Source organism: uncultured Pseudokineococcus sp., assembly GCF_947499845.1.
In the GTDB taxonomy this organism is placed as follows: Bacteria; Actinomycetota; Actinomycetes; order Actinomycetales; family Quadrisphaeraceae; genus Pseudokineococcus.
The window spans coordinates 34,057-49,781 of sequence record NZ_CANMPM010000005.1 but is presented as its reverse complement, the minus strand read 5'-3'; the positions used below and the strand labels follow the sequence as shown (position 1 = coordinate 49,781).

13 protein-coding genes are annotated in these 15,725 nt (G+C 77.4%); 6 read left to right on the top strand and 7 right to left on the bottom strand.

The annotated features are described in order from the left end of the window. Window positions 1-88 precede the first annotated feature (88 nt). Both Q0789_RS06685 and Q0789_RS06680 read right to left on the bottom strand, forming a co-directional pair. Entirely contained in the window at window positions 89-973 is an 885-nt protein-coding gene (locus Q0789_RS06685) for a metal ABC transporter substrate-binding protein (RefSeq protein ID WP_298803407.1), read from the bottom strand. Then, window positions 864-2,426, bottom strand: coding sequence for a hypothetical protein (locus Q0789_RS06680; RefSeq protein WP_298803405.1), 1,563 nt, complete (start codon window positions 2,424-2,426; stop codon window positions 864-866). The genes Q0789_RS06685 and Q0789_RS06680 overlap by 110 nt, the downstream gene beginning before the upstream one ends. A 621-nt stretch (window positions 2,427-3,047) precedes the next feature. Between Q0789_RS06680 and Q0789_RS06675 the strand changes: the two genes are divergently transcribed. Both Q0789_RS06675 and Q0789_RS06670 read left to right on the top strand, forming a co-directional pair. Further along, complete coding sequence (locus Q0789_RS06675) at window positions 3,048-3,854, top strand: DUF2071 domain-containing protein (RefSeq protein WP_298803404.1); 807 nt, start codon at window positions 3,048-3,050, stop codon at window positions 3,852-3,854. Window positions 3,855-3,978: 124 nt separating this feature from the next. Continuing rightward, complete coding sequence (locus Q0789_RS06670) at window positions 3,979-5,364, top strand: MFS transporter (RefSeq protein ID WP_298803402.1); 1,386 nt, start codon at window positions 3,979-3,981, stop codon at window positions 5,362-5,364. A gap of 34 nt (window positions 5,365-5,398) precedes the next feature. Here Q0789_RS06670 and Q0789_RS06665 read toward each other — a convergent pair whose 3' ends face one another. Beyond that, window positions 5,399-6,322, bottom strand: a complete 924-nt coding sequence (locus tag Q0789_RS06665; protein WP_298803400.1) for a LysR family transcriptional regulator — start codon at window positions 6,320-6,322, stop codon at window positions 5,399-5,401. A 71-nt stretch (window positions 6,323-6,393) separates the two neighbouring features. On the opposite strand from Q0789_RS06665, the gene Q0789_RS06660 reads away from it, so the two are divergent. After that, a complete protein-coding gene (locus Q0789_RS06660) occupies window positions 6,394-6,912 on the top strand; it encodes a hypothetical protein (RefSeq protein WP_298803398.1) in 519 nt (172 codons plus the stop codon). A gap of 14 nt (window positions 6,913-6,926) precedes the next feature. Here the strand turns inward: Q0789_RS06660 and Q0789_RS06655 are convergent, their stop codons facing one another. Further along, complete coding sequence (locus Q0789_RS06655; protein ID WP_298803396.1) at window positions 6,927-8,939, bottom strand: DUF2264 domain-containing protein; 2,013 nt, start codon at window positions 8,937-8,939, stop codon at window positions 6,927-6,929. A 120-nt stretch (window positions 8,940-9,059) separates the two neighbouring features. Then, window positions 9,060-10,172 (bottom strand): alanine dehydrogenase, encoded by a 1,113-nt coding sequence (gene ald / locus Q0789_RS06650; RefSeq protein WP_298803393.1) that lies wholly within the window; start codon window positions 10,170-10,172, stop codon window positions 9,060-9,062. Window positions 10,173-10,305: 133 nt separating this feature from the next. Here ald and Q0789_RS06645 point away from each other — a divergent pair, with 133 nt between their 5' ends. The 3 genes from Q0789_RS06645 (at window position 10,306) to Q0789_RS06635 (ending at window position 13,707) form a co-directional block, all read left to right on the top strand. Further along, window positions 10,306-10,863, top strand: coding sequence for an Lrp/AsnC family transcriptional regulator (locus Q0789_RS06645; RefSeq protein WP_298803391.1), 558 nt, complete (start codon window positions 10,306-10,308; stop codon window positions 10,861-10,863). Window positions 10,864-10,968: 105 nt separating this feature from the next. Next, entirely contained in the window at window positions 10,969-12,546 is a 1,578-nt protein-coding gene (locus tag Q0789_RS06640) for an alpha-N-arabinofuranosidase (RefSeq protein WP_298803389.1), read from the top strand. Window positions 12,547-12,672: 126 nt separating this feature from the next. Beyond that, on the top strand, window positions 12,673-13,707 hold the full coding sequence (locus tag Q0789_RS06635) for a LacI family DNA-binding transcriptional regulator (protein ID WP_298803387.1): 1,035 nt from the start codon (window positions 12,673-12,675) through the stop codon (window positions 13,705-13,707). Window positions 13,708-13,902: 195 nt separating this feature from the next. Here Q0789_RS06635 and Q0789_RS06630 read toward each other — a convergent pair whose 3' ends face one another. Both Q0789_RS06630 and araA read right to left on the bottom strand, forming a co-directional pair. After that, window positions 13,903-14,076 (bottom strand): CsbD family protein, encoded by a 174-nt coding sequence (locus Q0789_RS06630; RefSeq protein WP_298803385.1) that lies wholly within the window; start codon window positions 14,074-14,076, stop codon window positions 13,903-13,905. Between the two features lie 103 nt (window positions 14,077-14,179). Next, the gene (gene araA, locus Q0789_RS06625) at window positions 14,180-15,688 is read right to left on the bottom strand and encodes an L-arabinose isomerase (protein ID WP_298803383.1); all 1,509 of its coding nucleotides are present in this window, start codon (window positions 15,686-15,688) and stop codon (window positions 14,180-14,182) included. Between the last annotated feature and the right edge of the window lie 37 nt (window positions 15,689-15,725).

Genomic DNA, 15,725 nt, shown 5'->3' with positions numbered 1-15,725 from the left:
ATCGTGGCCCACGGCCGCCCTCCCACGCGCAGCGGCGGCCGGGGCGACGGGGGTGCCCCTCGCCCCGGCCGCCGGCGCCGTCCGCGCGTCAGGCGTCGCAGACGAGCCCGTCGCGCAGGACCTGCGCGTTCTGCCGCATGGCGCTCGCGTAGTCGGGCTCGACCGACGTCTCGAGCGGCGAGAGCACCGCGGTGGCGACGCCGGCCTCGTGGGCCAGCACCTGCGCGACGCCGGTGCTGGTGACGTCGTCGAAGAAGACCGTCTCGACGCCGGCCTCGCGCACCGTCGCGGCGACGTCGCGCAGCCGGGCGGGCGTCGGCTCGACGCTCGGGTCGATCCCGGTGATGCCGGTCTGCTCGAGCCCGTAGCGGTCGGCCAGGTAGCCGAAGGCCTCGTGCGCCGTCACGAGCACGGCCCCGCGGCACGGCGCGAGCTGCTCCGCGAGGTCGGCGTCGAGGGCGCGCAGCTCCGCGGCGTAGGCGTCGGCCCGCTGCCCGTAGGCGTCGGCCCCGTCCGGGTCGACCTCCGCGAGCCGCGCCGCGACCTGCTCCGCCGCGTCCGCCATGAGCGCCGGGTCGAGCCAGACGTGCGGGTCCTCCGGGCCGGCCCCCTCGACCCCCATGAGGTCGAGCGAGGGCCCGTCGCGCAGCGCGACCGCCTCGTCGACGGAGGGGGCGAGCCCCGCCGCGACGACGGCGAGGTCGGCGTCGACGACGCCGGCCACCTGCTCCCCCGTCAGCTCGGCGGCGTGGGCGTCGGCGCCCGGGGACGTCGCCCCGGTGGCGTCGACGGCGTCGCCCCCCACCCGCTCGACCACCTCGAGGAAGGCCGGGGGCGAGGCCACCACGTCGAGCCGGCCGTCGTCACCCGCGGCCGACGGCGAGCCGCAGCCCGCGAGAGCGGCCGCGAGGGCCAGCCCGACGGGCGCCGCCGCGGCGGCGGGGAGCCCCCGCCGCCGCAGCGGGGAGCTCATCGCGTGGACCCCTCGGTGGCCTCGTGGTCGTGGCCCTCGCCCTCGTGGTCGTGGCCCTCGTGGTCGTGGTCCTCGCCCTCGTGGTCGTGGCCCTCGTGGTCGCCGCTGCCGTGCTCGGTCGAGCCCTCGGTGACGGCACCGGTGGCGACGACGATCTCGTCGGGGACCTCGTCGAGCGTCGCCGAGGCGAAGACCTCGCCGGTCTCGACGTCGACGGCGTGCACCTCGCGGGTGCCGGCTCGGTCACGTACGCGGTGCCCTCGTGCACGCGCAGCGCCGGGCGGGGCTCCTGCCAGTCCTCCGACTCCGTCCACGGCTCGACGACCGGGATCGAGCGCACGAGCTCGGCGGAGTCCGGGTCGATGACGTGCAGGTCCCCGTCGGTGCCGAGGACGAGCGCCTCGCCGTCCTCGCCCCGGCCCAGCGAGCGGAACGTGTAGGACGACGGCAGGTCCACGAGGCGCAGCTCGGCGGTGGCCGTGTCGGTCAGCGAGACCGTCTGCGTGGCCTCGGGGACCTCGGGCTCGGCGACGCGCTTGTAGTCCCCGAGGACGACGGTGGAGGCGTCGCTGCCGGCCTGGTTGCCGATGCGGCCGTAGGCGTCGGGCGCCTGCACCTTGGTGAGCGTGTCGCCGTCGACGACGACCACGCCGTCCTCGCAGCCGACGACGGCCCGCTCCTCGGCGGCCGTCGCCTCGCCGTGGACGCCCGGGCACGCGTCGGTGCGGGCGATCTCGGAGCCGTCGGGGCCCCGGAGGACGACGGTCGAGCGCGCGTCCTCCGTGCCCTCCGTGGTGACGGCGCGACCGTCGGCCATCTCCACGGCGACGCCGTGGTGGGCGGCCGGCGCCTCGATGACGCGCGCCTCGGGGGACTCCTCCGCCACGGCGGCGGTGTCGACGATCGTCGAGACGCCCGTGCCGTCGTCGAAGAGGGCCGTGCGGCCGGCGTGCGCGACGACGTGGCCGGGCTTCTCGGCCGGGTGGACGACGTCGGTGAGCACCGGGTCGGCCGTGTAGTAGTGGCTGTGGTCGCCGTGCGGCTCGGCCCAGGTGCCCGCGTCGAGGACCCGGAAACCACCGGTCGTCGAGACGAGCACGTGGCGGCCGTCGCCGGCGGCGTTGAGCCGGTTGTAGCCCTCGAGCTCGAGGTCGGCGACGGGTTCCAGCGTGGTGGCGTCGAGGACGAGCACGCCGTGGTCCTGCGCGGTGATGACGAGGCGCGGGGTGTCCGTCGCGGCCTCGCTGGGCGCCGCGGCCGTCTCGGGCCCCGACGCGGTGGCGGAGGGCGAGGGGGCGGCGCTCGAGCCGGGGGAGGCCTCGGTGGAGCCCGACGAGCCGCAGCCGGCGAGGGCCAGGGCGAGGGCGGCGCCGCCGCCCAGGGCGGGGAGCCCCCGGCGGTGACGAGGCCGGCGACGGGCGGCGGGCGGGGCGGGCAGGTGCGGTGCGGTCATCAGCGGGTCCGGACCGGGGGGCGCCCGGTCCCTCCTCTCCTTCGGGTGACGACGGACGGGCGTCCGACGAAGGAGTCCTCCCCTCGTCGCCCGCGGACGGGTCGCCCATCAGACGACGCGGTGAGAACGGTTATTGTTAACGCACATGACGCCCAGCACCCCTCACCGCCCCCGGGAGCACCCATGAGCCCTCGCGGCCCCGCCCGCCCGCCCAGCACCGCACGGCCGCGGTGACCGCCGTCACCGGCTCGGCGCGCCTCGCCGACGTCCCCCTGCGCTGGGTCCTCGTCGCCCCCGAGGAGCACGGGGTGCTCCACCGCCTCGGTCGCGTGGTGCGGGGCACACCCGGTGGCGTGCTCGTGCACCTGCAGGCCGTGCCGCCCGACAGCCGCGGGCGCGCAGCTCGGGGTCTCCCCGCGCACCTGCCCGGGCGGGTGCCCGGGCGAGCTGCTGTGGTTCGGCGGCCTCAGCGCCTCCGACGTCGCCGTCGCCGAGGCGTGGATCGCCTCGGGGGTGCCCGAGCCGCCCGAGCCGCTCGCGTCGCGGGTCGTGGCGGTGACGCGGGCCGGCTGAGCGGGCGGCCCGCTCGCCCGGGCGGCGGGCGCCGCCTACCGTCCCGACGTGCCCGCCCCGCGACCGACCGCCGCCGTGGAGCCCGTGACGGCGAGCGCCCCTCTCCTGCGCGGCCCCGTGCTCATGGGGCAGCGCTGGTGCGACCTGGCCTTCCTCCACTGGGCGGTGCCGCCGGAGCGGGTGCTGACGTGGATGCCGCCGGGGGTGCGGCCCGACGTCCTCGTCGGCCCGGACGGCGAGGAGCGCACCTACGTGGCGCTCGTGCCCTTCCGCCTCGTCGGCGCCGGCGTCGGCCGCGGCCCCGCGGTGCCGTGGCTCGGCACCTTCTGGGAGACCAACGTCCGCCTGTACTCCGTGGACGCCACGGGGCGGCGCGGCGTCGTCTTCGCCAGCCTCGACGCGAGCCGGCTCGGCGTCGTCCTCGGCGCCCGCGCCGCCTTCGGGCTCCCCTACCGGTGGGCCCGCCTCCGCGGTCACGAGCGCGTGCGCGACGGCGCCCGCGAGCTGCTGTGGACGGGCGCCACCCGCTGGCCCCGCCCCCGGGGCGCCCGCAGCCGGGTCGCCGTCCGCGTCGGCGAGCCGATCGCGGACGACGCGCCCGACGCCGGGCTCGCCGCCTTCCTCACCGCGCGATGGGGCCTGCACACCGCCCACCTCGGCCGCACGTGGCACGTGCCGAACGAGCACGGCCCGTGGTCGCTGCGCCGCGCGGAGGTGCTCGAGCTCGACGACGAGCTGCTCGGCGCCGCCGGCTTCGGCGACCTCGCCCGGCGCCCGCCCGACCACGTCGCCTTCGCCGGCGGCACGACCGTCCGCTTCGGCCTGCCCGGCAGCGCCCGGGCGCCGCGCCGCTGACGCGAGCCCGCGCCACACCCCTCCGCACCGGAAGAGCCGTCCACGAGCGTGACCGTGCACGGTCACGCCCGTGGACGACTCCCGGCCGGGGCCCGCGCGCGTCCCCCTGCCAGACTCGTCGCGCGTGAGCAGCCCCCAGCCGCGACCGGCCGACGGCGCGGAGCCCCTGACCCGCGGCCAGCGCCTCGACCGCCTGCCCTTCACGCGCCAGCACGGCCGCCTGCTCGGCGGCTCGGGGGTCGGCTGGGCGCTCGACGCGATGGACGTCGGGCTCATCAGCTTCGTCATCGCCGCGCTGACGGTGCAGTGGGGGCTCGGCGACCTCGAGCGCTCGCTCCTGGGGTCGGTCGGCTTCGCCGGCATGGCCGTCGGCGCGACGCTCGGGGGCCTGCTCGCCGATCGCGTCGGGCGGCGCCAGGTCTTCGCCCTGACGCTGCTCGTCTACGGGGCGGCGACGGGCGCGTCGGCGCTGGTCGGCGGGCTCGCCGCGCTCCTCGCGCTGCGCTTCGTCGTCGGGCTCGGCCTCGGCGCCGAGCTGCCCGTCGCCTCGACGCTCGTCAGCGAGTACGCCCCGGCGCGGCTGCGCGGCCGCGTCGTCGTCGCCCTCGAGGCCTTCTGGGCGGTGGGCTGGACGGCCGCCGCGCTCATCGGCTTCTTCGTCGTCGGCGCGTCCGACGACGGCTGGCGGTGGGCCTTCGCCCTCGGCGCCGTGCCGGCGGTCTACGCCGTCGTCGTCCGCCGCGGGCTGCCCGAGTCCGTGCGCTTCCTCGAGGGGCGCGGCCGCGGTGACGAGGCGGAGGCCGCGGTGCGGCGCTTCGAGCGGTCGGCGGGGGTCGAGACGCCGTCCACGCCCGACGCGCGGCGCACCCGCGAGGCCCCGGCGCCGCCCCGCGCCGGCTACCGCGACCTCTGGGCCCCGGGGCTGCGCGGGCGCACGGGCGCCCTGTGGGCGGTCTGGTTCTGCGTCAACTTCTCCTACTACGGCGCCTTCATCTGGCTGCCGTCGCTGCTCGTCGACGCCGGCTACCCGCTCGTGCGCTCCTTCGAGTACACGCTGCTCATCACCCTCGCCCAGCTGCCGGGTTACGCCGTCGCCGCCGTCCTCGTCGAGCGCTGGGGGCGCCGGCCCGTGCTGGCGACCTTCCTCGTCGGCTCCGCGGCCGGCGCGCTGCTGCTGGGCCACGCGGGCTCCCCGACGACGATCGTCCTCGCCGGGATGCTCCTGTCCTTCTTCAACCTCGGCGCCTGGGGCGCGCTCTACGCCATCACGCCGGAGGTCTACGGCACCGCCCTGCGCGGGACGGGCGCCGGGGCCGCCGCCGGGTTCGGCCGCCTCGCCTCGATCCTCGCCCCGCTGTCCGTCGTCCCGCTGACGGCGCTCGGCGGCACGGTCGCCGTCTTCACGGCCTTCGGGCTCGTCTTCGTCGTCGCCGCGGCCGCGTGCTGGGGCCTGCCCGAGCTGCGGGGGCGCGCGCTGGAGGAGTCGGTGCGCAAGCGCGTCGACGCCTGAGGCCGCCCCGGCGTCGGAGGGCCCCGGGGGTGCGTCAGCCCGGCGAGACCTCCTCGCCCGCCTGCACCCTCAGGGCCTCGAGCATCGCGACCGCCGCGGGCGAGGGGTCGGCGCGCCCGCTGCGGTGCACCACGGAGAGCACGCGGGAGCCGGCGTCGACGGACCCCGACGTCGCCCGCGCGCCCGGGTGGGGCAGGTAGGCGAGCGCGAGCTCGGTGACGACGGCCGCGCCGAGCCCCGCGCCGACGAGCGCGAGGGTCGCCGACGCCTCGAGGCACGTGTGCTGGACGCGGGGCCGGCGCTCCCCCGCCGCGGCCAGCCGGTCGAGCACGAGCCGCGCCGGCTGCCCCGGCGGCCCGGCGACCCACGGCCGCCCCAGCAGCTCCTCCAGCACGTCCGGCCGCGGCCAGGCGGCGGGCACGACGACGCGGTACGCGTCGTGCATGAGGTCCTCGACCGCGAGCCCCGGCGTGACGGGCGGGTCGTCGCCGAGCACCCGCTCGACGATCAGCAGGTCGAGCCGGCCGGCGCGCACGGCCCGCCGGCCCGTGGGCTCGTCGACCTCGAGCACCTCGGGCACCACCGCCGAGCCCGCGAGGGACAGGGAGCCCACCGCCGGCGCCACGAGGCGTCGCAGGACCGTGGCGAAGCCCCCGACGCGGACGGGCCCGGACGCCGCGCCGCGCAGCGACGCCGTCTCCCGCTCGGCCAGGGCGAGGGCCTCGGCGACCTCCTCGGCCCGGTCGGCGAGCGCGTGACCGGCGCTCGTCAGCTCGAGGGTGCGGCCCCCGCCGCGCCGCGACCGGTCGACGAGCGCGAGGCCCGCCTCCTGCTCGAGCCGGGTCACGGCCTGCGACACCGCCGACGGCGTGAGGTGCAGCGCGCGGGCGGCCGGGAGGACGCCGCCGGCGCGCCGCACGGCGCGCAGGACGAGCAGCCGGCGGGGGTCCAGGCTCATGAAGCCTGACTTAACCACAGCCTGTCGAACGGTGATTTCCATTGATGCCCCTCCGTGCCGATGATCGAGTCGTGGCACAGCACCTGCACCTCGCGCTCTCGCTCGGCGGCTACCTCGGCGGCCTCCTCGTCCTCCTCGGCTACGGCCTCACCAGCACCGGCCGGCTCGCCCCCTCCTCCTCGGCGGCCCAGGCCGTCAACACCACCGGCGCCCTCCTCCTCGTCGCCAACGGCGTCCTCCTCGCCGCCTGGGCCTCGGTCGGCGTCAACGTCGCCTGGATCGCCATCGGCGCGGCCGCCGCGTGGCGCGCCCGCGGCGCCCGTCGCGCGCTCGCCGCGGCCGGCGGCGACGCGGCGCCCGCGCCGGTGGCCCTGCCCGCCCAGCGCTGCTGCAGCGCCGCCGACGAGGTGGCTCCGTGGCCCCAGGACGAGCGGCTGCAGGACGCGTGGCCCCAGGACGACTGGGACGCCGCGGCGGAGCGGCTCACCGCCGAGTCCGGCGCGCTCGTCGGCGAGGACGTGAGCGCCGCGACGTGGCCGCCCACCGCGCCGCTGCCCGTGCTCGGCGCGGACGGCCGACCGCTCGCCTGAGCCGCGGCCGGCCCTCAGGCCGGCCCGTGGTCGACCCGCGGGAGCCCGTCGCCCTCGGGCAGCGCGAGCGTCGTCGTCCCGTCCGCCCAGCGGACGACCACGGCGTCCGGCTCCGCCTCGACGCGGGGCGGCGGGTCCTCGCCGGTCCCGCCGGTGAGGCTCGCCACCGAGACGAGCAGGTCGACGGGCGTGCGGGCGAGCAGCTCGGGCACCAGCGCCCAGCGGCCGAACGCCGTCCCCGCCGGCACGCGGGCGGCGCGCGAGGTCGTCCACCCCCGGACCGGCGCCAGCGAGCCGCTCAACGACCTGCTCGGACCCGACGAGCGCAGGAGGACGCCGTCGGGCGCCCCGCGGCCGGTGCTCGGCAGGCTCGTGGCGACGACGTCCTCGACCGCCGGCCCCGCCACCGCCCAGCCGGACTCGACGACGTCGACCCCGTCGGGGACGCCGCGGAGCCGGTGCACCCGCACCTCCCACCGCCCCCGCGCGAGGACGACGCTCTCCACGCGCGCCGACGGCAGCCGCGGCCCGGCGCCGTCCCCGGCGTCGACGCCCTCCCCGTCCGGCTCGGGCCCGTCGAGGACGGGGCGGTGCCACGACGCGGCCCACCCCTCCCCGCACCCGAGCGGGTGGATGCGCCGCCGGGCGCTCGAGCGCCCGCGGACCACGAGCCGCACCGTGCCGTCCGGCGCGCTGCGCACCGGCGTGGGCCCCGTGCGGGTGGAGTAGGCCCAGCGGGCGTAGAGCGGGTCGGGCGCACCGCCGTCCGCGGCGCCCGGCGGCACGTGGTCGGCGCCGTGGTTGTGCACCCGCACCAGCCCGTCCTCCCGCGTGGTCTGGACGAGCCAGCCGACGGGGGCCACGGGGACGACGGCGTCCGGGCCGCGCGACGGCGGCTCCTCCTCGACCGCGGTCCACAGCGGGTCGGTCGCGGGCAGCAGCAGCCCGAGGAAGGCCTTGGACAGCCAGTACGGCGAGGCCGGGCCCGAGTAGGGCTGCAGCGTCGCCCGGTGCGGGCCGTGCCAGCCGAGCGTGAGGAGCCCGTCCTCGAGCACGCCGCGACCGGGCCCGGCGGGGTCGAGGAAGTGCCGCAGCGCGCCCGACATGAGCCGGCGCGAGGTGCCCGGCGAGAGCGGGGTCCACCCCGTCAGCGCCCCCAGCGCCACGGGGGCGACGGCGGCCGCCCGGTACGTCAGCGAGCGGCCCTGGTGCAGCGGGGCGCCGTCGGCGTCGAAGGTGCGGGCGTAGGTGCCGAGGAACTCCTGCAGCCGGGGCCCGAGGCGGTCGAGGACGGCGCGGTCGCCGCGCAGGTGCGCCACGAGGACCGGGTAGAGGTGCATCGCCCAGCCGACGTAGTGGTCGACCATCCGGCCGTCGCCGTCGCTGTACCAGCCCTCCCCGAGGTACCAGCCCTCGGCGAGCTCGTGGCCGCGGTCGACCGCGCGCGTCGTCGCGGCGTCACCCCGCCCCAGCTCCTCGAGGGCGGCCGCCACGGTGAGGGGGAAGAAGTACCAGTTGTTCGGCGCCGGCTCGCCGTGCAGGCACCGCCGCAGCCACCGCTCGAGCCGGTCCTGCTCGGCGTCGTCGAGGAGGTCCCACGTCCGCCCGCGCGCGAGCAGCAGCCCGAGCGCCACCGAGGCGGACTCGACCATCGGCTGGCCGCCGGGCCCGTCGACGCCCACGAGGGGCCAGGCGTCGGGGTCCCCGCCGGGCAGCGCCGACCGTCCGTCGGCGTCGACGCCCACCGGCCCCGAGCGCAGCCCCTCGACGTACGCGGGCAGGTGGCCCTCGCCGTCCGTGCCCGCGGCGTGCAGGGCGGCGAGGAGGAAGGTGCGCGCGAAGCCCTCGAGCCCGTCGGAGACGACGCCCGCGCGCGACGGCGGACCGGGCAGGTCGAGGCGCCCGCCGCGGGGGGAGCGGTAGCGCGCGGCGGCGCGCAGCAGGCCGTCGGCGGCGGCGGTCCAGTGCGCCCGCGTCCACCCCGTGCCGGGGCTGAGGTCGCGGTCCTCGGCGGGCAGGTCGAGCACGGCGGTCCTCCGTCGGGCCTCGGGGCCCGCCGGCGGCGCGCCCTCGCCGGCCACCCTGCCACCGCGCGCGACCGCCGGGGCGGGCGCGCGGGCGCCGTCCCGGTCGTTCACGCGGGTCGGTCAGGCGAGCAGCTCCTCCACCGGGGCGAGCGGCAGGTCGTGCGCCTCGGCCACGCCGGCGTTGAGCACGTGGCCGGCGTTGGTCGTCATGCCGCCGGCCAGCGACGGGTCCGCGCGCAGGGCGTCGCGCCAGCCGTGGTCGGCGAGCTCGACGACGTACGGCAGCGTCACGTTGGTCAGCGCGTACGTCGACGTGTGCGGCACGGCGCCCGGCATGTTGGCCACGCAGTAGAAGACGCTGTCGTGCACCGCGAAGGTGGGGTCGTCGTGCGTCGTCGGGCGCGTGCCCTCGAAGCAGCCGCCCTGGTCGACGGCGATGTCGACGAGGACGCTGCCCGGCCGCATGCGGGCCACGAGGTCGTCGGTGACGAGCTTGGGCGCCCGGGCGCCCGGGACGAGGACGGCGCCGACGACGAGGTCCGCCTCGACGACGGCGCGCTCCAGCTCGAAGGAGTTGGACGCGACGGTGCGCAGCCGCCCGGCGTAGTGCTCGTCGAGGTGGCGCAGCTTGGCGATGTCGCGGTCGAGCAGCGTGACCTCGGCGCCCATGCCGACCGCGACGCGGGCGGCCGCCGCGCCGGAGACCCCGCCGCCGATGACGACCACGTTCGCCGCCCGCACGCCCGGCACCCCGCCCATGAGCACCCCCCGGCCGCCCTGGCTGCTCATGAGCGTGTGGGCGCCCACCTGCGGCGCGAGGCGCCCGGCGACCTCGCTCATCGGCGCCAGCAGCGGCAGCGAGCGGTCGGGCAGCTGGACCGTCTCGTAGGCGATCGCCGCCGTCCCGCTCGACAGGAGGGCGTCGGTCAGCGGCCGGTCGGCCGCCAGGTGCAGGTAGGCGAAGAGGAGCAGGTCCTCGCGCAGGTAGCCGTGCTCGGACTCGACGGGCTCCTTGACCTTGAGCACGAGCTGGGCCGACCAGGCGTCCTCGGCCGCCGGGACGACGCGGGCGCCGGCGTCGGCGTAGGCGGCGTCGGGGATCGAGGAGCCCAGGCCCGCACCGGTCTCGACGAGCACCTCGTGCCCGCGCCCGACGAGCTCGTGGACGCCGCTGGGCGTGGCCGCCACGCGCAGCTCGCGGTTCTTGACCTCACGGGGGATGCCGACCTGCACAGCGCACGCTCCTCGACCTCACGACCGGCGGTCCGGCCCCCTGCTGGGCCGCCCCGGCGCACCGGGGCCGCCGCGACCCCGAGGGCGTCCATCGTGGCAGCATGTTCGGCGTCTCGGCTGGCAGCCGAACCAGATGAGCGGAGAGGCCCTCATGGCCGCACGACCTCCGGCGCACGGGCGCCGGCGCAGCCCCGTGGCGAACGCCGTTCGGGACCACCTCGACGACGTCGACGCCGAGGTGGTGCGCCTGCTGCTGGCGGACGCCCGCACGCCCAACAACGCGGTCGCCCGCGCGGTCGGCGTCGCGCCGTCCACGGCCCTCGCCCGCACCGCCGCGCTGCGCGAGCGGGGCGTCCTCACCGGCGCCCGCGCGGAGGTCGACCCCGGCCGCGTGGGCCTCGGGCTGCGGGCGCTCGTGTCCGTCCGCCTCGGCACGCACGACGCGGCGGACATGCAGGCCTTCGTCGCCCGGCTGCAGGCGCTGCCCGGGGTCGTCGACGTCTTCTTCCTCGCCGGGAGGGACGACTACCTGGTGCACCTCGTCGCCCCGAGCTCGGACGCGCTGCGCGAGCTCGTGCTCGAGCACCTCTCCAGCCACCCGCTCGTCCAGCACACCGAGACCTCGCTCGTCTTCGAGCACCGGGCCGGGACCGACGTCCTCGGGCTCGGGAGCGCCGGGCGCCCGAGCTGACTGACGGGCTGAGGAGCGGGGGCGCGCCGCTCGCCCCGGGCGGCTCCCCGCCCGGCCATGCTGGGGGGCCGAGCACGCCCGCGCCTCACCGGAGAGGAACTCCTCGTGCCCCACGCGCGCCTCACTCTCGACCCCGACTTCACCGTGGGCCCCGTCCCGCGCCGACTCTTCGGCTCCTTCGCCGAGCACATGGGCCGCTGCGTCTACACGGGGATCTTCGAGCCCGACCACCCGACGGCGGACGCCGACGGCCTGCGCCAGGACGTGCTCGAGCTGACCCGCGAGGTCGGCCCGACCGTCGTGCGCTACCCCGGCGGCAACTTCGTCTCCGGGTACGACTGGGAGGACGGCGTCGGCCCGCGCGACGCCCGGCCCCGCCGGCTCGACCGCGCGTGGCGCACGGTCGAGACGAACCAGTTCGGCCTCGACGAGTTCGCCACCTGGGCCGAGAAGGTCGGCACCGAGGTGATGATGGCCGTCAACCTCGGCACGCGCGGCGTGCAGGAGGCCTGCGACCTCCTCGAGTACGCCAACCACGCCTCCGGCACGCGGCTGTCGGACATGCGCCGCAGCCACGGCCGGCCGGACCCGTACGGCATCTCCCTGTGGTGCCTCGGCAACGAGATGGACGGCCCCTGGCAGACGGGCCACAAGACGGCCCACGAGTACGGCCGCCTCGCCGCCGAGACGGCGCGGGCGATGCGCCAGGTGGACCCGACCGTGGAGCTCGTCGCCTGCGGCAGCTCGAGTCGGGCGATGCCGACCTTCGGGGAGTGGGAGCGCGTCGTCCTCGAGCACTGCTACGACCAGGTCGACTTCGTCTCGGCGCACGCGTACTACGAGGAGAAGGACCCAGCAGCAGGGGGAGGGGACGACACCTTCGGCGACTTCCTCGCCTCGGCGAAGGACATGGACGCCTTCATCGAGGAGGTCGTGGCCACCGCCGACGCCGTCCGCGCCCGCGGCCGGCACAGCAAGCGCATCGGCATCAGCTTCGACGAGTGGAACGTCTGGTACCAGACGCGCTGGCAGACCAGCGACCGCGCCAACGCGCGCACGGCGTGGGACGTCGCGCCCCGCGTCATCGAGGACGAGTACACGGTGACCGACGCCGTCGTCGTCGGCACGCTGCTCAACTCGCTGCTGCGCCACGGCGACCGGGTGGCCGTCGGCTGCCAGGCCCAGCTGGTCAACGTCATCGGGCTCCTGCGCTCCGAGGAGGGCGGGCCGGCCTGGAAGCAGACCATCGCCCACCCCTTCGAGCAGATGAGGCGCCGCGCGACGGGCGAGATCCTCGACGTGCGCACGACGGGCGACCAGGTCTCCACGCAGCGCTTCGACGACGTCGACCTCGTCGACGCCGCCGCCACCTGGGACGCCGGCGCCCGCCTCGGGGACTCCGGCGAGGGCGTGCTGACGCTCTTCCTCGCCAACCGGTCGCAGGACGAGGCCGCCGACGTCGAGGTGCCGCTGCGCGCCTTCTCCGGCGAGCTGCGGGTCGCCGACGCGCAGGTGCTCGCGGCCGGCGAGGGCCAGGACCGCCACACGGCGAACACGCTCCAGGCGCCCGACGCCGTGGGCCTGCGCCCGCTGCGGGAGGTCTCGGTCGCCGACGGCACCGCGCGGGCGACCCTGCCGCCGCTGTCGTGGGCGGTCGTGCAGCTGGCGAGCGCGCGCGGCTGACCCGCCCCGGAGGGGGACGTCCCGCTCCGCCCCACGACAGCCCCCTCCGCGACGGTCACGCCGCCGCGGAGGGGGTCCGGCGGAAAGGGCTGCGACGGGCGCGACGCCCGCTGGCAGGATGCCCGGGTGACCGGGACGGAGGTGGCCACCCCGGCGGGGCGGCCCCCGGTGATGACGGACGTCGCGCGCCGCGCCGGCGTCTCGCACCAGACCGTCTCCCGCGTGCTCAACGGGCACCCGAGCATCCGGCCCGAGACCCGCGAGCGCGTGCAGCGGGCGATCGACGAGCTCGGCTACCGCCGCAACCGCGCGGCGCGGGCCCTGGTGACGCGGCGCACGCTCACGGTCGGCGTCGTCGCCTCGAGCACCTCGCTGTTCGGCCCCTCCAGCACGCTGCACGGCGTGGAGCGCGCCGCGCACGCCGCCGGCTACGCCACGATCCTGTCGACGTCGGACGCCACCGACCGGGACGGCGTGCTCGCCCGCGTCGCGCAGCTGTCCGACCGGGGCGTGGACGGGCTCCTTCTCACCGCGCCGCTCCACGAGGTCCCCGACCTGCGCGAGCACCTGCCCGCCGACCTGCCCACGGTCTGCGCCACGGGCGGACCGGTGACGGGCCTGCCCTCCGTGCACGTCGACCACCGGGCCGGCGCCCGCGCGGTCACCGAGCTGCTCCTGCGCCAGGGCCACCGCGAGGTGCGCCACGTCGGCGGCTCGCCCGGCTGGTTCGAGGCCGCCGAGCGCGAGGGCGGCTGGCGCGACGCGCTCGCGGCGGCCGGCGTCGCCCCGGCACCGGTGCTCGCGGGCGGCTGGGGCGCCGCAGAGGGCTACGTCGCGGGGCTGGCGCTGGCCGACGACCCGGCGACGACGGCCGTCGTCGCCGCGAACGACCAGCTGGCGCTCGGGCTGCTGCGGGCCCTGCGCGAGCGCGGCGTCGACGTCCCGCGGCGCGTGTCCGTCACCGGCTTCGACGACGCCCCCGAGTCCGCGTACCTCTCCCCTCCCCTGACGACGGTGCGCCAGGACCTCGAGCGGGTCGGGCGCGAGGCGGTCGGGCTGCTGCTCGAGCGGCTGGCCGGCGGCGTCGCGACGGCGCCCGAGCACCGCGTCGTCGTCCCCGAGCTGGTCGTCCGCGCCAGCACCGGGCCGCCCCCGCGCTGACGCGGGGCGCCGCGCCGGGAGCTGTGCGCCGAGGTCGCGGTGCACCGCGACGTCAGCGCACGGCTCGCCGTCGAGGGCCCGGGGCTCCCGCCCCCGTGCGCCGCTCGCACCCGTCCCCGGACGCGGCGAGGGCCGGCACCCCGTTGGGGTGCCGGCCCTCGCGCGAGCCTGCTGGGCCGTGCCGGCCCGAGCCGCTCAGTCCTTCGTGGCGTCCTTGGCCTTCTCGGTCTCCTGGCGCGCCGCGCCCATCGACTGGTCCTTCTGGCCCTGGGCGTGGAGCTCGGCGTCGTCGGTCTTCTTGCCGACGACCTCCTCCGCCTTGCCGACGGTCTGCTGCACGACGTTCTTGAGCTTGTCACCGGCGGACATGTCGCCTCCAGGTCGGGTCGGGCGTTCTCGGGTCCGGTCTACGCTAAGCAGGTCCGGGACGCCCCGCCCGTCGAGGAGCGCGCCCGTCGAGCTCTGGTGCGGCTCAGAACCCCATGGCCAGCCGGTGGTAGGCGGCGTTCCAGCGCAGCTCGTCGCGGAAGCGCCGGGGGCGGGTGTCGGCGTCGATGACGGCCAGCTCGACACCGAGCGCCTCCGCGAGGTCGGCGACGGAGTCGGTCGTCAGCGCCGAGGACAGCACCGTGTGGTGCGGGGCGCCGGAGTGGAGCCAGCACTCGGCCGACGTCCGCAGGTCCGGCTTCGGCTCCCACACGGCGCGCGCCACGGGCAGGTTCGGCAGCGGCTCGTCCGGCTCGACGACGTCCACCTCGTTGAGGGTGAGGCGGAAGCGGTCACCCATGTCGCTCATCCCGAGGATGACGGCCGGCCCCGGGACGGCGTCGAAGACGAGGCGCACCGGGTCCTCCCGGTCGCCGATGCCGAGCGGGTGCACCTCGCACGAGGGGACGTCGGCCGCGATCGACGGGCAGACCTCGAGCATGTGGGCGCCGAGGATCTTCTGTTTCCCCGGCCGCAGCTCGTAGGTGTAGTCCTCCATGAAGGACGTGCCGCCGGGCAGGCCCTCGGCCATCGCCTTGAGGGTGCGCAGGAGCGTCGCCGTCTTCCAGTCGCCCTCGCCGGCGAAGCCGTAGCCCTCGCCCATGAGTCGCTGGACGGCGATGCCGGGCAGCTGGCGCAGGCCCCCGAGGTCCTCGAAGTTCGACGTGAAGGCGCGGAAGCCGCCCTCCTCGAGGAAGGACCGCAGCCCCACCTCGATGCGCGCGGCCTCCCGCAGGGACTCGTGGCGGTCCGCGCCGCGGCGCAGCTCGGGCGCGACGCGGTACGTCGCCTCGTACTCGTCGGCGAGGGCGTCCACCTGCGCCTCGGTCGCGTCGGCCACCGCGGCGACGAGGGCGTTGACGCCGTACGCGTTGACGGTGACGCCGAGGCGCACCTGCGCGTCCACCTTGTCGCCCTCGGTGACGGCGACGTCGCGCATCGTGTCGCCGAAGCGCGCCAGGTGCAGCGAGCGGAGCTCGGCCCGGCCGACGGCGGCCCGCACCCAGGCGCCGACCCGCCAGGTGACCGACGGGTCGGACACGTGGCCGACGACCGTCGTCCGCGGCACGCCGAGCCGCGACTGGACGTACCCGAACTCCCGGTCGCCGTGGGCGGCCTGGTTGAGGTTCATGAAGTCCATGTCGAGCGTCGCCCACGGCAGGGCGGCGTCGGCCTGCGTGTGCAGGTGCAGCAGCGGGACGTCGAGGACCTGCAGCCCGGCGATCCACATCCGGGCCGGCGAGAAGGTGTGCATCCACGCCACGAGGCCGATGCACGAGTCGTTCGTCGAGGCGTCCTGGCACATCCGGCGGATGGCGTCGGAGTCGGTGAGCACCGGCTTCCAGACGACGCGGACCGGGACGTCGGAGGACGCGCCCAGCTCGTCGGCGACGCGGCGCGACTGCTCGGCGACCTGCTCGAGCGTCTCGGGGCCGTAGAGGCCCTGGCTGCCCGTGACGAACCAGACCTCCCTCTCGGCGAGCGCGGACCTCATGCGGTGACCTCCCGGTCGTCGGTGCTGCTGGGGTGGT

Bases quoted from the DNA above. Each gene is read 5' to 3' on its own strand.
- Q0789_RS06630 (WP_298803385.1), bottom strand. From the start codon at position 14,076: ATGTCCGCCGGTGACAAGCTCAAGAACGTCGTGCAGCAGACCGTCGGC.
- Q0789_RS06680 (WP_298803405.1), bottom strand. From the start codon at position 2,426: ATGACCGCACCGCACCTGCCCGCCCCGCCCGCCGCCCGTCGCCGGCCT.
- Q0789_RS06685 (WP_298803407.1), bottom strand. From the start codon at position 973: ATGAGCTCCCCGCTGCGGCGGCGGGGGCTCCCCGCCGCCGCGGCGGCG.
- araA (WP_298803383.1), bottom strand. From the start codon at position 15,688: ATGAGGTCCGCGCTCGCCGAGAGGGAGGTCTGGTTCGTCACGGGCAGC.
- Q0789_RS06645 (WP_298803391.1), top strand. From the start codon at position 10,306: ATGAGCGGAGAGGCCCTCATGGCCGCACGACCTCCGGCGCACGGGCGC.
- Q0789_RS06665 (WP_298803400.1), bottom strand. From the start codon at position 6,322: ATGAGCCTGGACCCCCGCCGGCTGCTCGTCCTGCGCGCCGTGCGGCGC.